This window comes from Pseudomonas putida (assembly GCA_029953615.1).
Classification (GTDB): Bacteria; Pseudomonadota; Gammaproteobacteria; order Pseudomonadales; family Pseudomonadaceae; genus Aquipseudomonas.
Genome location: CP124529.1, coordinates 3,595,707 through 3,613,409, shown reverse-complemented (window position 1 = coordinate 3,613,409; position 17,703 = coordinate 3,595,707). Strand labels below are relative to the sequence as shown.

The following is a 17,703-nucleotide window of genomic DNA, read 5'->3' as shown; positions in this document are numbered from 1 at the left end:
TGAACTCCTGGATAAACCGTTGTCATTAAGCGAGGGCCGACCTCAGAAGGTCTGGCCCAGAGAGAATTGGAACACCTGGGTGTCGGCATCGTCCGGCTTCTTGACCGGCATTGCCAGGCTGAAGCTCAGCGGGCCCAGTGCGGTGATCCAGGTCACGCCCAGGCCGACCGAACTGGCCATGCCCGAGAAACCGACCTTCTCGCAATCAGGCTGGTTGCCGCAATTGGTATCGAACACGTTACCCACGTCCCAGAACACGGAGGTGCGCAGCGAACGCTGGTCCTTGACGAACGGCAGCGGGAACAGCAGCTCGACACCGCCCTGAACCAGCACGTTGCCACCGAACGGCAGCGGATCCTGGTCCGGGTCGCGCAGAGTGCCTGGTCGAGTACCGTCGCTCGGGGTACTGCGTGGGCCCAGGCTGCTGTCCTTGAAGCCACGGACCGAGTTGAAGCCACCCGCGAAGTAGTTCTCGTAGAACGGCAGGCCCGAGGTGCCGCCGTAGCCATCACCATAGCCCAGCTCGGTGTGCAGGCGCAGGGTGTAGTTGCTGCTGATCGGCTTGAACAACTGGCCGCGGTAGTCGAGCTTGTAGAACGACAGGTCGCTGCCTGGAACAGTCGATTCCAGAGTCAGGCTCTGGGAGTGACCACGGGTCGCCAGCACACCCTTGTTCAGGGTCGATTCCGACCAGCCGATCGAGGCCTTGAAGTTCAGGAAGTTGTCGCCTTCCTCTTCGAGGAAATCGAAAATTTCGTCAACGGTGTACTTGCCGGTCTTGATCTTGTCCTGCTGTACGCTCAGGCCGTAGGTCAGGCGCGAGGTCTCGCTGATCGGGTAGCCCAGGCTGACACCGGCACCGTAGCTGTCCACTGCGTAGCTGGCCACGTCGACATCGAGGTCGTCGGTAGTCGGTGCTGCGGTAGAAGGCGTTGTAGCCCAGGCTCACGCCATCGGCAGTGAAGTAGGGGTCAACGAAGCCGAAGTTGTAGCGGGTCTGGTATTCCGAACGGGTCAGGCCGATGGACACCTTGTTACCGGTACCGAGGAAGTTGCTCTGGCTGATCGAACCACCGAGGATCAGGCCGGCGCTCTGGGCGAAACCGACGCTGGCGGTGATCGAGCCGGAGGCCTGTTCTTCGACGCTGTAGTTGACGTCGACCTGGTCGTCGGTGCCCGGCACCGGCGGGGTCTCGACGTTGACTTCCTTGAAGAAGCCCAGGCGTTCCAGACGGGTCTTGGACTGGTCGATCAGGTAGGTCGAGGCCCAGCCGCCTTCCATCTGGCGCATTTCGCGACGCAACACTTCGTCTTCGGTCTTGGTGTTGCCGCGGTAGTTGATGCGGTTGACGTAGGCACGCTTGCCCGGGTCGACCACGAACATGATATCGACAGTGTGGTCTTCATCGTTCGGCTGCGGCACGCCGTTGACGTTGGCGAAGGTGTAGCCTTCGTTACCCAGACGACGGGTGATCAGATCGGACGTGCTGGTCATCACCTTGCGCGAGAACACCTGGCCCGGCTGCACCAGCAGCAGCGACTTGACCTGGTCTTCCGGCACCTTCAGGTCACCGGACAGCTTCACGTCGCGAACGGTGTACTTCTCGCCTTCGTTGATGTTGACGGTGATGTAGACGTGCTTCTTGTCCGGCGTGATGGACACCTGGGTAGAAGCGATATCCATATTGATGTAGCCGCGGTCCAGGTAGTAGGAACGCAGGCGCTCCAGGTCACCGGAGAGCTTTTCGCGGGCGTACTTGTCGTCGTTCTTGAAGAACGACAGCCAGTTGGTGGTTTTCAGCTCGAACAACTGCGCCAGGGTCTCGTCGTCGAACACGTTGTTGCCAACGATGTTGATGTGCTGGATGGCGGCGACGGTGCCTTCGTTGATCTTGATCTTCAGCGCCACGCGGTTGCGCGGCTGCGGCACCACCTCGGCGTCGACCTCGGCCGAGTAGCGGCCCTGGGCCACGTACTGGCGCTGCAGTTCGTTACGCACACCTTCGAGGGTGGCACGCTGGAAGATCTCGCCTTCGGCCAGGCCCGATTGCTTCAGGCCCTTCATCAGGTCTTCGGTGCTGATGGCCTTGTTGCCTTCGATCTCGATGCTCGACACCGACGGGCGCTCGACCACGTTGATGATCAGGACATTGCCATCGCGGTTCAGCTGGATGTCCTGGAAGAAGCCGGTCTTGAACAGGGAACGGGTCGACTCCACCAGTCGGCGGTCATCGGCCTGGTCGCCGACGTTCAGCGGCAAGGCACCGAAGACACTGCCGGCGGAAACCCGCTGCAGGCCGTTGACGCGGATATCGGAGATGGTGAAGGACTCGGCGTGAACTTCAGCGATCATCAGTGCGGACATGACCGCAGTTAGCAGCAGACGTTTCATGAAGTCCTTTTATTCCAACTGGCAATAAACAGCCCGCCGCGACAAGACGGCAGGTTTCGCAATTGAGCGAAGCTTTATAGTCGACCCAGATCGTTGATCAGGGCGAGCAACATCACCCCTATGACCAAACTGATACCGATCTGGACCCCCCAACCTTGCACCCGATCCGACAGCGGACGACCGCGCGCCCACTCGACCAGGTAAAACAGCAAATGCCCCCCATCCAGAACCGGGATGGGCAGCAGGTTAAGAACCCCCAGGCTTATGCTCAGGTAGGCCAGGAAATTCAGGAAATCCCCCACGCCGGACTGGGCTGAAGCGCCCGCCACTTTAGCAATGGTTATCGGTCCGCTCAAGTTTTTTACCGAGAGCTCCCCGAACAGCATTTTCTTCAGCGATTCAAGGGTCAGGACGCTCATGTTCCAGGTGCGTGACAGGCCCTCACCTACCGCATCCAGCGGGCCGTAGCTGACTTCGCGGAGCATGCTGGCAGGCCATTCGCCACCTTTTACTCCGGCCCCCAGATAGCCGCCGGCCGCCTTGCCCTCGCCCTTGCGCGCCAGGGTGACCGGGACGTCCAGCGCAGCACCATCGCGCTCGACACGCACCACAACCTTCGCTTGCGGGCGGGCCCGCACGGCATCGACCACCTGCTGCCATTCGCTCACTGCCACGCCATCGAGGGCCAGCAGCTTGTCACCGGTTTTCAGGCCCGCGGCGGCAGCCGGGCCCTTCGGATCGATCTCGGCCAACACCGGCACGATCGCCGGGCGCCAAGGCTGCAGCCCCAGGGACTGGATCGGGTCCGGCTCGTCAGCGCCCTTGAGCCAGCTGTCCAGTTTCACTTGCAGTTGGCGCTCGGCGCTGGCGCCTTCTTCACGCACGCCAACCTGCAAGGTGCCGCTTTCGCCCAGCCGGCGAACCAGCTGCAGGTTGACTGCAGACCAACCATTGGTCGGCTTGCCGTCAATGGAGACGATTTCCTGACCTGCGGTCAGGCCCGCCGATGCTGCCAGGCTGCCAGCCTCGACCGCACCGATCACCGGGCGGACCTGCTGGGTCCCCAGCATCGCCAGCACCCAGAAGAACAGGATGGCCAGCAGGAAGTTGGCAACCGGGCCCGCCGCGACGATCGCGATGCGCTGGCGCACGGACTTGCGGTTGAACGATTGCTCGACAAGCGCCGGCGGCACCTCGCCTTCGCGCTCGTCGAGCATCTTGACGTAGCCACCCAGCGGGATCGCCGCAATCACGAACTCGGTGCCATGGCGGTCATGCCAGCGCAGCAGCGGCGTGCCGAAGCCCACCGAGAAGCGCAGCACCTTGACACCACAGCGGCGTGCCACCCAGAAGTGGCCGAACTCATGGAAAGTGACCAGCACGCCCAGGGCTACGAGGGTGCCGATAATCATGTAGAGCGCTGTCATATCCATCTCCGAATGATGTTCAGCGGGCTGGCATCATGCCCAGCCCCTCGTGAACCGTGGCGGGCCTGCATCAGCGACCGTGACGCCTCAGCCACTCACGGGAAAGCTCCCGGGCACGCTGGTCGGCGGCGAACACCGCGTCCAGCGACGGCAGCGGTACGACGGGCTCCTGATCGAGCACCTGTTCGATCATACCCGCGATCTCCGGAAAGCGGATACGCCGCTGGAGAAATGCCTCGACTGCAACCTCGTTGGCCGCATTGAGCACGGCCGGTGCGCTGTTGCCGGCTTCGGCAGCCTGCCGCGCCAAGCGCAGGCAAGGGAAGCGCTGTTCGTCGGGCGCCTGGAAATCCAGACGAGCTATGGCGAACAGGTCCAGCGGGGCCACCCCGGAATCGATCCGCTCGGGCCAGGCCAGGGCGTTGGCGATGGGCGTGCGCATGTCCGGGTTACCCAGCTGCGCCAGCACCGAACCGTCCACATAGTCCACCAGGGAGTGGATCACGCTCTGTGGGTGCACCACCACCTCGACCTTGGCCGGTGCGGCATCGAACAGCCAGCAGGCCTCGATCAGTTCCAGGCCTTTGTTCATCATGCTGGCCGAATCCACGGAAATCTTGCGCCCCATGGACCAGTTGGGGTGTGCGCAGGCCTGCTCCGGGGTGACGTCCAGCAGCGCCTCGACAGGGGTCTCGCGGAACGGGCCACCGGAGGCGGTGAGCAGGATCCGGCGCACGCCGACGGCGCTCAGGCCGCGCGCGTAGTCGCCAGGCATGCACTGGAAGATCGCGTTGTGCTCGCTGTCGATCGGCAGCAGCACGGCGCCACTGCGCCGCACCGCGTCCATGAACAGCGCGCCGGACATGACCAGCGCCTCCTTGTTGGCCAGCAACACTTTCTTGCCCGCCTCGACCGCCGCCAGGGTGGGGCGCAGGCCGGCGGCGCCGACAATGGCCGCCATCACCGCATCCACCTCTGGCGCAGAGGCCACCTGGCACAGCCCGGCCTCGCCTTCCAGCACTTCGGTGGCACAGCCTGCCGCAACCAGGCTTTCACGCAGCCGCATGGCCGCCTCGGCGCCCGGCACCACGGCGAACGCCGGGCGGTGGCGCACACACAGGGCCAGCAATTCGTCGATACGCGAATAGCCACTCAGGGCAAAAACCTGGTAGCGGTCGGGGTGGCGCGCGATGACATCCAGCGTGCTCAGGCCAATGGAGCCGGTGGCCCCCAGCACGGTAATCCGCTGCGGACGGCTCACATCACACCCCATTCAGCCGCCCACAGCAGCACGGCGAAAATCGGGATCGCCGCGGTCAGGCTGTCGATGCGGTCGAGCACCCCACCGTGACCAGGCAACAGGTTGCTACTGTCCTTGATGCCGGTACGGCGCTTGAACATGCTTTCGGTCAGGTCACCGACCACCGAAGACATGACCACCAGTGCGGCACCCAGCAGACCCAGCAGGATCTGGCCGAAGCCCCAGTCGCGACTGATGCCGACCACCAGGGTAATTACCAGGCTGACTGCCAGGCCGCCATAGACGCCTTCCCAGCTCTTGCCCGGGCTGACCTGTGGCGCCAGCTTGCGCTTGCCGAAGGCACGGCCAGAGAAGTACGCGCCAATATCGGCAGCCCACACCAGCACCATGACCGACAGGATCAGCCAGTTACCCAGCGGCCAGTGCTTGAGCAGCACCAGCCCCTGCCAGGCCGGCAGCAATACCAGCAGGCCGATCAGCAACCGGCAGGCGGCACTGGCCCACAGCTCACTGCTGCGCGGGTAGGTAAGCACCAGCCAGGTGGCCAACCCCCACCAGATCACCGCGGCCCCCAGCACCCAGGGCGCCAGCTCCGGAAGGATGTACAGCAGCATCAGCGCTCCGGCGACGACCACGGCATAGGCGATGCGCAGCGGCTGGGCCATCAGCCCGGCCAGGCGCGCCCACTCCCAGGCGCCGAGGGTCACCACGAAGCCGATGAACAGGGCGAAATCCCCACCGTTGAGCAGGAAAAAGCCACCCAGCGCGACCGGCAGCAGGATCAGCGCGGTAATGATGCGTTGTTTAAGCATTAAGCACGAGCTCCAGCCTCGACCTGCTCGCTGGTCTTACCGAAGCGGCGCTGGCGCGAAGCGAAATCGGCCAGGGCGTTGCGCATGGCCTCGTGTTTGAAGTCCGGCCAGTACAGGTCGGAGAAGTACAGCTCGGCGTAGGCCAGCTGCCACAACAGGAAGTTGCTGATGCGGTGCTCGCCACCGGTGCGGATACACAGGTCCGGCAGCGGCAGCTCGCCGGTTGCCAGGCAGGTCTGCAGCAAGCCCGGGGTGATGTCTTCCGGACGCAGGTGCCCGGCTTGCACTTCCCGCGCCAGCCGCTGGGCGGCCTGGGCGATGTCCCACTGGCCACCGTAGTTGGCCGCGATCTGCAGGATGAAGCGATTGTTGCCGGCGGTCAGTGCCTCGGCTTCGCGCATGGCGGCCTGCAGCTCCGGATGGAAACGCGAACGATCACCAATGATACGCAAGCTGATGTTGTTCTCGTTGAGGCGCTTGGCCTCACGGCGCAGGGCCGAGAAGAACAACTCCATCCAGCGCCCCCACCTCTTCGGCGGGGCGTTGCCAGTTTTCGCTGGAGAAGGCGAACAGGGTCAGCACCTCGACCCCGGACTCGGCACAGACTTCAATGACCGCGCGAACGGCGTCGACACCCGCCTTGTGCCCGGCAACGCCGGGCAGCAGGCGTTTTTTCGCCCAGCGGTTGTTGCCATCCATGATGATCGCGACATGACGCGGCACCGAGGACGGCACCGCTGGCTTGGTCTTTTCCATTAAAAAACCCCGGCCTTAGACGGCCATCAGGTCCTTTTCCTTGGCTTTGAAGGCGGCATCGACCTCGGCAACGTACTTGTCGGTCAGTTTCTGGATCTCGTCAGCGGCACGACGCTCTTCGTCTTCGCTGATTTCCTTGTCCTTGGTCAGCTTCTTCAGGTCGGCCAGGGCATCACGGCGCACGTTGCGCACGGCTACCTTGGCATCCTCGGCAACGCCGCTGGCCTGCTTGGTGTAGCCCTTGCGGGTTTCCTCGGTCAGGGCCGGCATCGGCACACGGATGGTGGTACCGGCGCTGGACGGGTTCAGGCCCAGGTCGGAGGTAAGGATGGCCTTCTCGATGGCGGCGCTCAGATTCTTGTCGTGGGCGACGATCTTCAGGGTACGGGCATCTTCGACGGTGATCGCGGCCACCTGGTTCAGCGGCATCTCGCTACCCCAGGCCGGGACCTTGACGCTGTCCAGGATGCTTGGGTGGGCGCGACCGGTGCGGATTGCCGCCAGGTTGCGAGCCAGGGCCTCGAGGGACTTGGTCATGCGCTCCTGCGCGTCTTTCTTGATGTCGTTGATCATGCTTGGCCTTCCTCGATCAGAGTACCTTCAGCGCCACCCACCACGATGTTCAGCAGGGCGCCAGGCTTGTTCATGTTGAATACCCGCAATGGCATCTTGTGGTCACGGCACAGGCAGATTGCGGTCAGGTCCATCACGCCCAGCTTGCGATCCAGGACCTCGTCGTAGGTCAGGTGATCGAACTTCTCGGCATGCGGGTCCTTGAATGGATCGGCAGTGTACACACCATCGACCTTGGTCGCCTTCAGCACCACGTCGGCATCGATTTCGATGGCGCGCAGGCAGGCTGCGGAGTCGGTGGTGAAGAACGGGTTGCCGGTACCGGCGGAGAAAATTACCACATCCCCGGAGTTGAGGTGGCGAATAGCTTTGCGACGATCGTAATGATCGGTGACACCGACCATGGAAATGGCCGACATGACCAGGGCCGGGATGTTCGAGCGCTCCAGCGCGTCGCGCATGGCCAGGCCGTTCATCACGGTAGCCAGCATGCCCATGTGGTCACCGGTGACGCGGTCCATGCCGGCTGCGCTCAGCGCGGCGCCGCGGAACAGGTTGCCGCCACCGATCACCAGGCCGACCTGGACACCGATCCCTACCAGCTGGCCAACTTCAAGGGCCATGCGATCCAGCACTTTCGGGTCGATCCCGAAGTCTTCCGAGCCCATCAGGGCCTCGCCGCTAAGTTTGAGCAAAATGCGTTTATAGCGAGGTTGGCGACCACTCACCTGCTGAGCCATTGCGAGTCTCTCCTGCGGCGTACTTTTAGAAAATTCGTGCGGGCTGTTTACAGCCTGCTAACTGTAGCGTGACACCGCTTCGGTGCCAGCGGCGGGGGCCTTATAAACCCTTCGCCGTTTTGACAAAGAGGCTGCGCGCGTGAGCGGGCAGCCTCTTTGGGGCGACAGACGGGGCTGTCTTACTGCTTGGCAGCAGCGACCTGAGCGGCAACTTCAGCAGCGAAGTCGTCGACTGGCTTCTCGATGCCTTCGCCTACTTTGAAGTAGGTGAAGGAAACGATTTCAGCGCCGGCTTTCTTGGCCAGCTCGCCAACCTTGACTTCCGGATTCATGACGAAAGCCTGCTCGACCAGCGAGGCTTCGGCCAGGAACTTCGAGATACGACCTTTGATCATGTTCTCGACGATGTTTTCCGGCTTGCCGGCGATCTTGTCAGCGTTCAGCTGCAGGAAGACGCCCTTCTCGCGCTCGATGGCTTCGGCGGAAACTTCCGACGGCAGCAGGAACTCAGGGTTCGAAGCTGCAACGTGCATGGCGATGTTCTTGGCCAGATCGACGTCGCCGCCTTTCAGGACAACGGCAGCGCCGATCTTGTTGCCGTGCAGGTAGGCACCGACAACGTCACCTTCAACGCGCACCAGGCGGCGGATGTTGACGTTCTCGCCACACTTGGCAACCAGGGCTTCACGAGCAGCTTCACGCGAGGCGATCAGCGGAGCAGCGTCGGTCAGCTTCTGGGCGAAGGCTTCTTCGATGCTGTCGGCAACGAAGTTCTTGAAGTCGTCTTGCAGGGCCAGGAAGTCGGTCTGCGAGTTCACTTCCAGCAGGACGGCGGATTTACCGTCGGTCTTGACGGCGATAGCGCCTTCAGCAGCGACGTTGCCAGCCTTTTTGGCGGCCTTGATGGCGCCCGAGGCACGCATGTCGTCAATGGCTTTTTCGATGTCGCCGCCGGCCTTTTCCAGGGCCTTCTTGCAATCCATCATGCCTTCGCCGGTACGCTCGCGCAGTTCTTTTACCAGCGCTGCAGTAATTGCTGCCATTTCAAAATCCTCTTGGAAAGTTTTTCAACCATTCCACCCGTTCGTCACGGGCGTTCAATTCTGCAAATCCGCTGTGTTTATCTCAGCGAGCCGATGATGCGGGGCCGATGCTGACAGCAGGATTTCAAGGTGGCAAAAAGGGGGCAGAGCCCCCTTTTTGCGTGCCAAGTCGACGCTAGCGTCTAATTACTCGGCAGCAGGTGCAGCCGCTTCTTCAGCGTAAACTTCGGTGCCGCCGGCAACGTTGTTGCGGCCGCGGATGACAGCGTCAGCCATCGAAGTCATGTACAGCTCGATAGCGCGGATGGCGTCATCGTTACCCGGGATGATGTAGTCAACACCTTCAGGGCTGCTGTTGGTATCGACAACGCCGATAACCGGGATGCCCAGCTTGTTGGCTTCGGTGATCGCGATGCGCTCGTGATCAACGTCGATCACGAACAGAGCGTCTGGCAGACCGCCCATGTCCTTGATACCACCCAGGCTGCGATCCAGTTTTTCCAGGTCGCGGGAGCGCATCAGGGCTTCTTTCTTGGTCAGCTTGGCGAAAGTGCCGTCTTCGGCCTGGGTTTCCAGGTCGCGCAGACGCTTGATCGAAGCGCGGATGGTCTTGTAGTTGGTCAGCATGCCGCCCAACCAACGGTGGTCAACGTACGGCGAACCGCAACGAGCAGCTTGCTCGGCGACGATCTTGCCGGCGGAACGCTTGGTGCCGACGAACAGGATCTTGTTCTTGCCCTGGGCCAGGCGCTCTACGAACGACAGAGCGTCGTTGAACATCGGCAGGGTTTTTTCCAGGTTGACGATGTGGATCTTGTTACGCGCGCCGAAAATGTACTTGCCCATTTTCGGGTTCCAGTAACGGGTCTGGTGGCCGAAGTGCACACCGGCCTTCAGCATATCGCGCATGTTGACTTGGGACATGATAGTTCCTTGATAAGTCGGGTTGGGCCTCCACGTATCCCAATGACCAACCCGCGAATTCTGCAACTCGGGGCACCCAGGTCATCGTGTCGACACGTGTGTGGGTTAAGTGCTGACGGGGTCGTCCCCGAAAGCGGCGCATTTTATACCACAGACCGCGGCCAAACGGAACCCGGATACTGTTGCGTCCGTCAGCGGTTTTTGCAGCACCCCGGCTTTCGCGCCAGAATGCCAGCTATAGACAGCAGCATGAGCGTCTTTATCCCGACCGATCGGCGCCCTGCTCTGCTAGAATCCGGCCTTTCCCGTTTGTTCGCGTCGCATGCGGCGCTGTAGAGAGCCTGTAATGACCGTCACCATCAAGACCGCAGAAGACATCGAGAAGATGCGCATCGCTGGCCGCCTGGCCGCCGAAGTGCTGGAAATGATCGAAGAACACGTCAAGCCCGGTGTCACCACCGAAGAGCTGGACCGTCTGTGCCACGACTACATCGTCAACGTCCAGCAGGCCATTCCGGCGCCACTCAACTACAAGGGCTACCCGAAGTCGATCTGCACCTCGATCAACCATGTGGTCTGCCACGGCATCCCCAACGACAAGCCGCTCAAGGACGGTGACACGCTGAACATCGACGTGACCGTGATCAAGGACGGCTACCACGGCGACACCAGCCGCATGTTCCACGTCGGCACCGTGCCGGTATGGGCCGAGCGCCTGTCCAAGGTCACCCAGGAATGCATGTACAAGGCCATCGAACTGGTCAAGCCGGGCTGCCGCCTGGGCGACATCGGCGAAGTGATCCAGAAGCACGCTGAAAAGAACGGTTTCTCGGTGGTACGCGAGTTCTGCGGCCACGGCATCGGCAAGGTGTTCCACGAAGAGCCGCAAATCCTGCATTACGGCCGGGCTGGCACCGGCATGGAACTGAAGGAAGGCATGACCTTCACCATCGAGCCGATGATCAACCAGGGCAAGGCCGACACCAAGGTGCTGGGCGACGGCTGGACCGCCATCACCAAGGATCGCAAGCTCTCGGCGCAGTGGGAACACACCCTGGTGGTCACCGCGACCGGCTACGAAATCTTCACCCTGCGCAAGGACGACACCATCCCGCGCACCTCGGCCTGACCGCACTTCGACAGGCCACCCCCACGACAGGAACGTGACGCGATGCCCCAGGTGGATCCCGAGCTGTTCGACCGCGGCCAGTTCCAGGCGGAACTGGCCCTCAAGGCGAGCCCCATCGCTGCCTTCAAGAAAGCCATCCGCCAGGCCGGCGAGGTGCTCGACAAGCGTTTCCGCAGTGGCAGCGAAATCCGCCCGCTGATCGAGGCCCGCGCCTGGCTCGTCGACAATATCCTGCAACAGGCCTGGAACCAGTTCGACTGGGGCGACCAGAGCGGCATTGCCCTGGTTGCGGTGGGCGGTTACGGGCGCGGTGAGCTGCACCCGCATTCGGACATCGACCTGCTGATCTTGCTGGGTGCCGCCGAACACGAGCAGTACCGCGATGCCATCGAGCGGTTTCTTACCCTGCTGTGGGACATCGGCCTGGAAGTTGGCCAGAGCGTGCGCACCGTCGACGAGTGCGCCGAGCAGGCCCGCGCCGACCTGACGGTTATCACCAACCTGATGGAAAGCCGCACCATTGCCGGCCCCGAGGCCCTGCGCCAGCGGATGCTGGAAGTGACCAGTACTGCACACATGTGGCCGAGCAAGGATTTCTTCCTGGCCAAGCGAGCCGAACTCAAGGCCCGCCACCACAAGTACAACGACACCGAGTACAACCTCGAACCCAATGTGAAAGGTTCACCCGGCGGCCTGCGCGATATCCAGACAGTGCTATGGGTCGCCCGCCGCCAGTACGGCACGCTCAACCTGCACGCGCTGGCAGGCGAAGGTTTCCTTCTGGAAAGCGAGAACGAGCTGCTGGCCTCGTCACAGGACTTCCTGTGGAAGGTGCGCTACGCCTTGCACATGCTCGCCGGGCGCGCCGAGGACCGCCTGCTGTTCGACCACCAGCGCAGCATCGCCGCGCTGCTGGGCTACCGCGACGACAACCCCAAGCGGGCGATCGAGCAGTTCATGCAGCAGTACTACCGTGTGGTGATGAGCATCAGCCAGCTGTGCGACCTGATCATCCAGCACTTCGAGGAGGTCATCCTCGCCGATGACGACAGTGGCACCACCCAGCCTCTGAATGCGCGCTTCCGCCTGCATGACGGCTATATAGAAGCTACCCGGCCGAACGTGTTCAAGCGCACGCCGTTCGCCATGCTGGAAATCTTCGTGCTGATGGCCCAGCACCCGGAAATCAAGGGCGTACGCGCCGATACCGTGCGGCTACTGCGCGAGCACCGCCACCTGATCGACGACACCTTCCGCACCGATATCCGCAATACCAGCCTGTTCATCGAACTGTTCAAGTGCGAAATCGGTATCCACCGCAACCTGCGGCGGATGAACCGCTACGGCATCCTGGGCCGCTACCTGCCGGAGTTCGGCCTGATCGTCGGTCAGATGCAGCACGACCTGTTCCACATCTATACGGTCGATGCGCACACCCTCAACCTCATCAAGCACCTGCGCAAGCTGCAATACACGCCGGTGTCCGAGAAATTTCCACTGGCCAGCAAGCTCATGGGCCGCCTGCCCAAGCCCGAGCTGATCTACCTGGCCGGCCTGTACCACGACATCGGCAAGGGCCGCCAGGGCGACCATTCCGAGCTGGGCGCGGTGGATGCGCAGAAGTTCTGCGAACGCCACCAGTTGCCGGCCTGGGACAGCCGGTTGATCGTCTGGCTGGTGCAGAACCACCTGGTGATGTCGACCACCGCCCAGCGCAAGGACCTGTCCGACCCGCAGGTGATCAACGATTTCGCCCTGCATGTGGGCGACGAGACACGCCTGGACTACCTGTACGTGCTGACCGTGGCCGATATCAACGCCACCAACCCCAGCCTGTGGAACTCGTGGCGGGCCAGCCTGCTGCGCCAGCTGTACACCGAGACCAAGCGCGCCCTGCGCCGTGGCCTGGAAAACCCTCTGGACCGCGAAGAGCAGATTCGCCAGACCCAATCGGCGGCGCTGGATATCCTGGTGCGCGAAGGCACCGACCCGGACGACGTCGAGCAGCTGTGGTCACAGCTGGGCGATGACTACTTCCTCAAGCACACCGCTGCCGACGTGGCCTGGCACAGTGACGCGATACTCCAGCAGCCGGCCGATGGCGGGCCGCTGGTGCTGATCAAGGAAACCACCCAGCGCGAGTTCGAGGGCGGCACGCAGATCTTCATCTACGCCCCCGACCAGCACGACTTCTTCGCCGTGACGGTGGCGGCCATGTCGCAGCTGAACCTGAACATTCATGACGCGCGGATCATCACCTCGAGCAGCCAGTTCACCCTCGATACCTACATCGTGCTGGACAACGACGGCGGCTCGATCGGCGACAACCCGCAGCGGGTCAAGCAGATTCGCGACGGCCTGACCGAAGCGCTGCGCAACCCCGAGGACTACCCGACCATCATCCAGCGCCGGGTACCGCGCCAACTCAAGCACTTCGACTTCCCGCCGCAAGTGACCATCCTCAATGATGCCCAGCGACCGGTGACCATCCTCGAGATCACTGCGCCCGACCGCCCAGGCCTGCTGGCCCGGCTGGGGCGGATCTTCCTGGAATTCGACCTGTCGCTGCAGAACGCCAAGATCGCCACCCTTGGCGAGCGGGTGGAAGACGTTTTCTTCATCACCGATGCCGACAACCAGCCGCTGTCCGACCCACAGCTGTGCAGCCGCCTGCAGGAGGCCATCGTCCAGCAGCTGCAGGCCGGCCAGGCCAGCGATGCCAGCCCTACCCGCGTAACCTTTTGACGACTAGACGATTGACGAGACCTTGCGCCGATGAACCATGCCTTGACCCAGCTTCAGCCCTATCCGTTCGAGAAGCTCCGCGCCCTGCTGGGCAGCGTGAAGCCTGCGGCAGACAAACGCGCCATCGCCCTTTCGATCGGTGAGCCGAAGCACGAATCGCCGGCGTTCGTCGCCCAGGCCATGGCCGACAACCTCGACAAGCTGGCGGTGTACCCGAGCACCATCGGCCTGCCGGCCCTGCGCCAGGCCATCGGCCAGTGGTGCGAGCGGCGCTTTGGCGTACCGGCCGGCTGGCTGGACGCCGACCGCCACATCCTGCCGGTCAACGGCACCCGTGAGGCGCTGTTCGCCTTCACCCAGGCCGTGGTCAACCGCGCCGATGACGGCCTGGTGGTCAGCCCCAACCCGTTCTACCAGATCTACGAAGGGGCAGCGCTGCTGGCCGGTGCCACCCCGCACTACCTGCCGTGCCTGGAAAGCAACGGCTTCAACCCCGACTTCGACGCCGTGCCGGCTGAAGTGTGGAAGCGTTGCCAGATCCTGTTCCTGTGCTCACCGGGCAACCCCACCGGCGCACTGGTGCCGATGGACACGCTGAAGAAGCTGATTGCCCTGGCCGACGAGCACGACTTCGTGATTGCCGCCGACGAATGCTACAGCGAACTGTACTTCGACGAGGATGCCCCGCCGCCGGGCCTGCTGACGGCCTGTGCGGAACTGGGTCGCAGCGACTTCAAGCGCTGCGTGGTTTTCCATAGCCTGTCCAAGCGCTCCAACCTGCCAGGCCTGCGCTCGGGCTTCGTCGCCGGTGATGCCGAGATCATCAAGCCGTTCCTGCTGTACCGTACCTACCACGGCTGCGCCATGCCGGTGCAAACCCAGCTGGCCAGCATTGCTGCCTGGCAGGACGAGGCACATGTGCGCGAGAACCGCGACCAGTACCGCGCCAAGTACGATGCCGTACTGGATATCCTGCAGCCGGTACTGGACGTGCAGCGCCCGGATGGCAGCTTCTACCTGTGGGCCAAGGTACCCGGCAGCGATGCCGAGTTCACCCGCGACCTGTTCGAGGCCCAGCATGTGACGGTGGTGCCGGGGTCGTACCTGTCGCGTGAAGTGGATGGCCTGAACCCGGGCGCCGGCCGCGTGCGCATGGCGCTGGTTGCACCGCTGGCCGAGTGCATCGAGGCGGCGGAGCGGATTCGCGCATTCCTGCAAACCCGCTGATCGCCCGATTCGCGGGCTTGCCCGCTCCCACAGATACAGCGCAAGCCGAGAAAGCGGCGCAGTACCTGTGGGAGCGGGCAAGCCCGCGAAGGGCTGCAGAGCAGCCCCTGGGACCTACTTGACTGAACCCAGGTTCGCCTCACTCATATCCAGCTCCCCCAGCACCTGCCGCACCACTTCATCACCCACCAGATGCTGGCGATGCAGGTTATACAGTTCCAGCCGCTGCGCCCGCAGCGCCCGCAAGCGCAAACGCCGCTCCAGCAAGTCCATCTGCTCGGCCAGGGCCTTGGCCTCGGCACTGTCGTTATAGCTATCCAGTTCATCCCGATACTCAGCCATCAGCCGCGCCTTCAGCTCGGTCGCCAAGGTTGCCTGCGCGGCGTCCTGCGGCGCATTGCTGTCGATCACTTCCTCCGCCTCCAGCGCATGGATCGCCGCCTCGGCGGTGCGTCGCCACGCTTCCTGCACCTCCTGATGCAACCGCTCGTCCGGGCTTTTGGTAATACCGCGCAGCAAGATCGGCAGCGCGATACAGGCGCTGATCAACGACAGCAGGATCACCCCGGCCGCAATGAAGATCAGCAAGTCACGCTCCGGAAAAGCCTTGCCTGCTCCGATCAGCAACGGGATCGACATCACGCCGGCCAGGGTGACCGCACCGCGCACGCCCCCCAGGGTCAGCAACCAGCAGGAACGCGCCGTCGGCATCAGCACCAGCGCGGGCTTGCCGCGCCAGCGGCGTACCACACCGATCGAGCGCCAGATGCTCTGCACCCATATGAACCGCAACAAGATCAGCGCGGCAAAGATCGCCACTACATCCAGGCAGCGGTAGGCCAGGGTCGGCCACACAGTCGCTTCGTGGCTGACCACCGCCTTGATGATGTCTGGCAGCTGCAGGCCCAGCAGCAGGAAGATCAGGCCGTTGAAAGCGAACTCCAGCAGCGACCACACGCTGCGGTTGAGCAGGCGCGTGCTGGTCTGCCGTGGCAGCAGGTCGAGCCAGCTCTGCATCATGCCGGCCGCCACCGCCGAAAGGATGCCCGACACGCCCAGGCGCTCGGCCAGCACGTAGGCGGCAAACGGTAGCAGCAACATGAATACCACGTGGGTAGCCGGGTCGTCCCAGCCGCGGGCGATCATCCAGGCCCGCAGGCGGCCGATCAGCCAGCTCAGGGCCACGCCCACGGCCAGGCCGCCCAGGGCGACCAGCACGAAGCTGAAGCTGGCGTCGGTCAGCGAGAATACCCCGGTGATCGCCGCTGCCAGGGCGAACTTGAAGGTCACCAGGCCCGAGGCATCGTTCATCAGGGCCTCGCCCTGGAGCATGTGCATCAGCGGGGTGGGCAGGCGGTCCTGGGTAATGGCCGAAACCGCCACGGCGTCGGTCGGCGACAACACGGCAGCCAGGGCGAAGGCCACCGGCAGCGGGATGCTCGGCAGCAGCCAGTGAATGAAGTAACCGGCTCCGACCACGGTAAACAGCACCAGACCCACGGCCAGCGCTACCACCGGCCCACGAATGCGCCACAACTCGCGCTTGGGAATGCGCCAGCCGTCGGCGAACAGCAACGGCGGCAGGAACAGGAACAGGAACAGCTCGGGGTCCAGGGCCACATGCAGGCCCAGTGTCGGCCATGCGAGCAAGGCGCCGGCGGCGATCTGCACCAGCGGCAAGGGCAGCGGAATCATGCGGCCGACCAGCTTCGACACGCTGACCAGGGTCAGCAGGATGAGGACGGTGTAGGCGGACTGCATCCGGTAAGGCTTCCTTTGTGAACCAGAAACGACAACAGGGCGAAACATCGCCATTGAAACAATATGTTAGCGGTGATGGGCGATTCGGGGCCGCTGCACGATAGTCGCAGGTGGCGGATGAATATGTAACATGTTGATACCCAGCACGTGACTGACGTTGGCTTGCGGAACGCAAACTGGCCATGCTCGATGCCGCAACAGAGCTGCGAGACCTTCGGTCGCCACCTGGCAACCGTCTCGAGGCATTGAGCGGCAACCGAGCAGGCGGTGTTTCCGCCGACATGGCGCTGCGCCTGTCCATCTGCCTGGACACCACCCCCGAGTTCTGGCTCAACCTGCAGACCGCCTTCGATCTGCGCACCGCTGAACAGCAACACGGTGACGAGATCATCGGTTCGGTACAGCGCCTGGTCGCTTGAGACATACCTTGATCAGTAAACATGGGCACCAGGGGCGTGGCGCCGCGAGGATCGTTCCCGCATAATCCCGCGACTGAAATCGGAAAACGGAGAGGTTGGGGCCGCCTGTGATCCCCAATGCACACAATGACCTACACGCTCTACGGCATCAAAGCCTGTGACACCATGAAAAAGGCACGTACCTGGCTCGAAGACCAGGCCATTGCCTACGAATTCCACGACTACAAGACCCAAGGCATCGACCGTGACAGCCTGAACCGCTGGTGCGACGAACACGGCTGGGAAGTCATCCTCAACCGTGCCGGCACCACCTTCCGCAAGCTGGACGACGCCAGCAAGGCCGACCTCGACCAGGCCAAGGCCGTCGAGCTGATGCTGGCCCAGCCGTCGATGATCAAGCGCCCGGTGCTCGACCTTGGCGCGCGCACCCTGGTCGGCTTCAAGCCTGACCTGTACGCCGCCGCCCTGGCCTGAGCCCCTCCCCTATTTCGCAC

Annotated in this window: 13 protein-coding genes and 2 pseudogenes; 5 read left to right on the top strand and 10 right to left on the bottom strand. The window is 63.1% G+C overall.

The window, feature by feature from the left end; translation table 11 throughout:
- Positions 1-42 precede the first annotated feature (42 nt).
- The 9 genes and pseudogenes from bamA to rpsB all read right to left on the bottom strand — a co-directional run bounded on the left by bamA (position 43) and on the right by rpsB (position 9,928).
- Positions 43-2,392 (bottom strand): annotated as a pseudogene (gene bamA / locus QIY50_16565) (outer membrane protein assembly factor BamA).
- Between the two features lie 74 nt (positions 2,393-2,466).
- Positions 2,467-3,819: an RIP metalloprotease RseP gene (gene rseP / locus QIY50_16560; protein WGV19030.1), complete on the bottom strand. Its 1,353-nt coding sequence runs from the start codon at positions 3,817-3,819 to the stop codon at positions 2,467-2,469.
- 70 nt (positions 3,820-3,889) lie between these two features.
- Positions 3,890-5,080: a 1-deoxy-D-xylulose-5-phosphate reductoisomerase gene (ispC, locus tag QIY50_16555; protein WGV19029.1), complete on the bottom strand. Its 1,191-nt coding sequence runs from the start codon at positions 5,078-5,080 to the stop codon at positions 3,890-3,892.
- Complete coding sequence (locus QIY50_16550; GenBank protein ID WGV19028.1) at positions 5,077-5,892, bottom strand: phosphatidate cytidylyltransferase; 816 nt, start codon at positions 5,890-5,892, stop codon at positions 5,077-5,079. Before QIY50_16550 ends, ispC begins: the two co-directional genes overlap by 4 nt.
- A pseudogene (gene uppS / locus QIY50_16545) lies at positions 5,892-6,648 on the bottom strand (polyprenyl diphosphate synthase). Before uppS ends, QIY50_16550 begins: the two are co-directional and overlap by 1 nt.
- Before the next feature lie 15 nt (positions 6,649-6,663).
- Positions 6,664-7,221 (bottom strand): ribosome recycling factor, encoded by a 558-nt coding sequence (gene frr, locus QIY50_16540; protein WGV19027.1) that lies wholly within the window; start codon positions 7,219-7,221, stop codon positions 6,664-6,666.
- Positions 7,218-7,961 (bottom strand): UMP kinase, encoded by a 744-nt coding sequence (gene pyrH, locus QIY50_16535; protein ID WGV19026.1) that lies wholly within the window; start codon positions 7,959-7,961, stop codon positions 7,218-7,220. The genes frr and pyrH overlap by 4 nt, the downstream gene beginning before the upstream one ends.
- Before the next feature lie 179 nt (positions 7,962-8,140).
- Positions 8,141-9,004 (bottom strand): translation elongation factor Ts, encoded by an 864-nt coding sequence (tsf, locus tag QIY50_16530; protein WGV19025.1) that lies wholly within the window; start codon positions 9,002-9,004, stop codon positions 8,141-8,143.
- A gap of 186 nt (positions 9,005-9,190) precedes the next feature.
- Complete coding sequence (gene rpsB / locus QIY50_16525; protein ID WGV19024.1) at positions 9,191-9,928, bottom strand: 30S ribosomal protein S2; 738 nt, start codon at positions 9,926-9,928, stop codon at positions 9,191-9,193.
- A gap of 346 nt (positions 9,929-10,274) precedes the next feature.
- Between rpsB and map the strand changes: the two genes are divergently transcribed.
- Genes map through dapC form a run of 3 tightly spaced genes read left to right on the top strand, consistent with a single transcriptional unit; the run spans position 10,275 to position 15,029 of the window.
- The gene (gene map, locus QIY50_16520; protein ID WGV19023.1) at positions 10,275-11,057 is read left to right on the top strand and encodes a type I methionyl aminopeptidase; all 783 of its coding nucleotides are present in this window, start codon (positions 10,275-10,277) and stop codon (positions 11,055-11,057) included.
- A gap of 42 nt (positions 11,058-11,099) precedes the next feature.
- The gene (locus QIY50_16515) at positions 11,100-13,802 is read left to right on the top strand and encodes a [protein-PII] uridylyltransferase (protein ID WGV19022.1); all 2,703 of its coding nucleotides are present in this window, start codon (positions 11,100-11,102) and stop codon (positions 13,800-13,802) included.
- 30 nt (positions 13,803-13,832) lie between these two features.
- Positions 13,833-15,029 carry a succinyldiaminopimelate transaminase gene (dapC, locus tag QIY50_16510; GenBank protein ID WGV19021.1) on the top strand — a complete coding sequence of 399 codons (1,197 nt, stop codon included), beginning with the start codon at positions 13,833-13,835 and terminating at the stop codon, positions 15,027-15,029.
- Between the two features lie 114 nt (positions 15,030-15,143).
- On the opposite strand, the gene QIY50_16505 is transcribed toward dapC, so the two are convergent.
- Entirely contained in the window at positions 15,144-16,790 is a 1,647-nt protein-coding gene (locus tag QIY50_16505; GenBank protein ID WGV19020.1) for a Na+/H+ antiporter, read from the bottom strand.
- A gap of 182 nt (positions 16,791-16,972) precedes the next feature.
- On the opposite strand from QIY50_16505, the gene QIY50_16500 reads away from it, so the two are divergent.
- Together QIY50_16500 and QIY50_16495 are read left to right on the top strand one after the other, a co-directional pair.
- Entirely contained in the window at positions 16,973-17,209 is a 237-nt protein-coding gene (locus tag QIY50_16500; GenBank protein WGV19019.1) for a HigA family addiction module antitoxin, read from the top strand.
- A 126-nt stretch (positions 17,210-17,335) separates the two neighbouring features.
- Positions 17,336-17,683 carry an ArsC family reductase gene (locus QIY50_16495; GenBank protein ID WGV23074.1) on the top strand — a complete coding sequence of 116 codons (348 nt, stop codon included), beginning with the start codon at positions 17,336-17,338 and terminating at the stop codon, positions 17,681-17,683.
- Positions 17,684-17,703 lie beyond the last annotated feature (20 nt).

Excerpts from the sequence above, each read along its gene's own strand:
- rseP (WGV19030.1), bottom strand. The coding sequence starts at position 3,819 with ATGACAGCGCTCTACATGATTATCGGCACCCTCGTAGCCCTGGGCGTG.
- QIY50_16550 (WGV19028.1), bottom strand. The coding sequence starts at position 5,892 with ATGCTTAAACAACGCATCATTACCGCGCTGATCCTGCTGCCGGTCGCG.
- frr (WGV19027.1), bottom strand. The coding sequence starts at position 7,221 with ATGATCAACGACATCAAGAAAGACGCGCAGGAGCGCATGACCAAGTCC.
- pyrH (WGV19026.1), bottom strand. The coding sequence starts at position 7,961 with ATGGCTCAGCAGGTGAGTGGTCGCCAACCTCGCTATAAACGCATTTTG.
- tsf (WGV19025.1), bottom strand. The coding sequence starts at position 9,004 with ATGGCAGCAATTACTGCAGCGCTGGTAAAAGAACTGCGCGAGCGTACC.
- rpsB (WGV19024.1), bottom strand. The coding sequence starts at position 9,928 with ATGTCCCAAGTCAACATGCGCGATATGCTGAAGGCCGGTGTGCACTTC.
- map (WGV19023.1), top strand. The coding sequence starts at position 10,275 with ATGACCGTCACCATCAAGACCGCAGAAGACATCGAGAAGATGCGCATC.
- QIY50_16515 (WGV19022.1), top strand. The coding sequence starts at position 11,100 with ATGCCCCAGGTGGATCCCGAGCTGTTCGACCGCGGCCAGTTCCAGGCG.
- dapC (WGV19021.1), top strand. The coding sequence starts at position 13,833 with ATGAACCATGCCTTGACCCAGCTTCAGCCCTATCCGTTCGAGAAGCTC.
- QIY50_16505 (WGV19020.1), bottom strand. The coding sequence starts at position 16,790 with ATGCAGTCCGCCTACACCGTCCTCATCCTGCTGACCCTGGTCAGCGTG.
- QIY50_16500 (WGV19019.1), top strand. The coding sequence starts at position 16,973 with ATGCTCGATGCCGCAACAGAGCTGCGAGACCTTCGGTCGCCACCTGGC.
- QIY50_16495 (WGV23074.1), top strand. The coding sequence starts at position 17,336 with ATGACCTACACGCTCTACGGCATCAAAGCCTGTGACACCATGAAAAAG.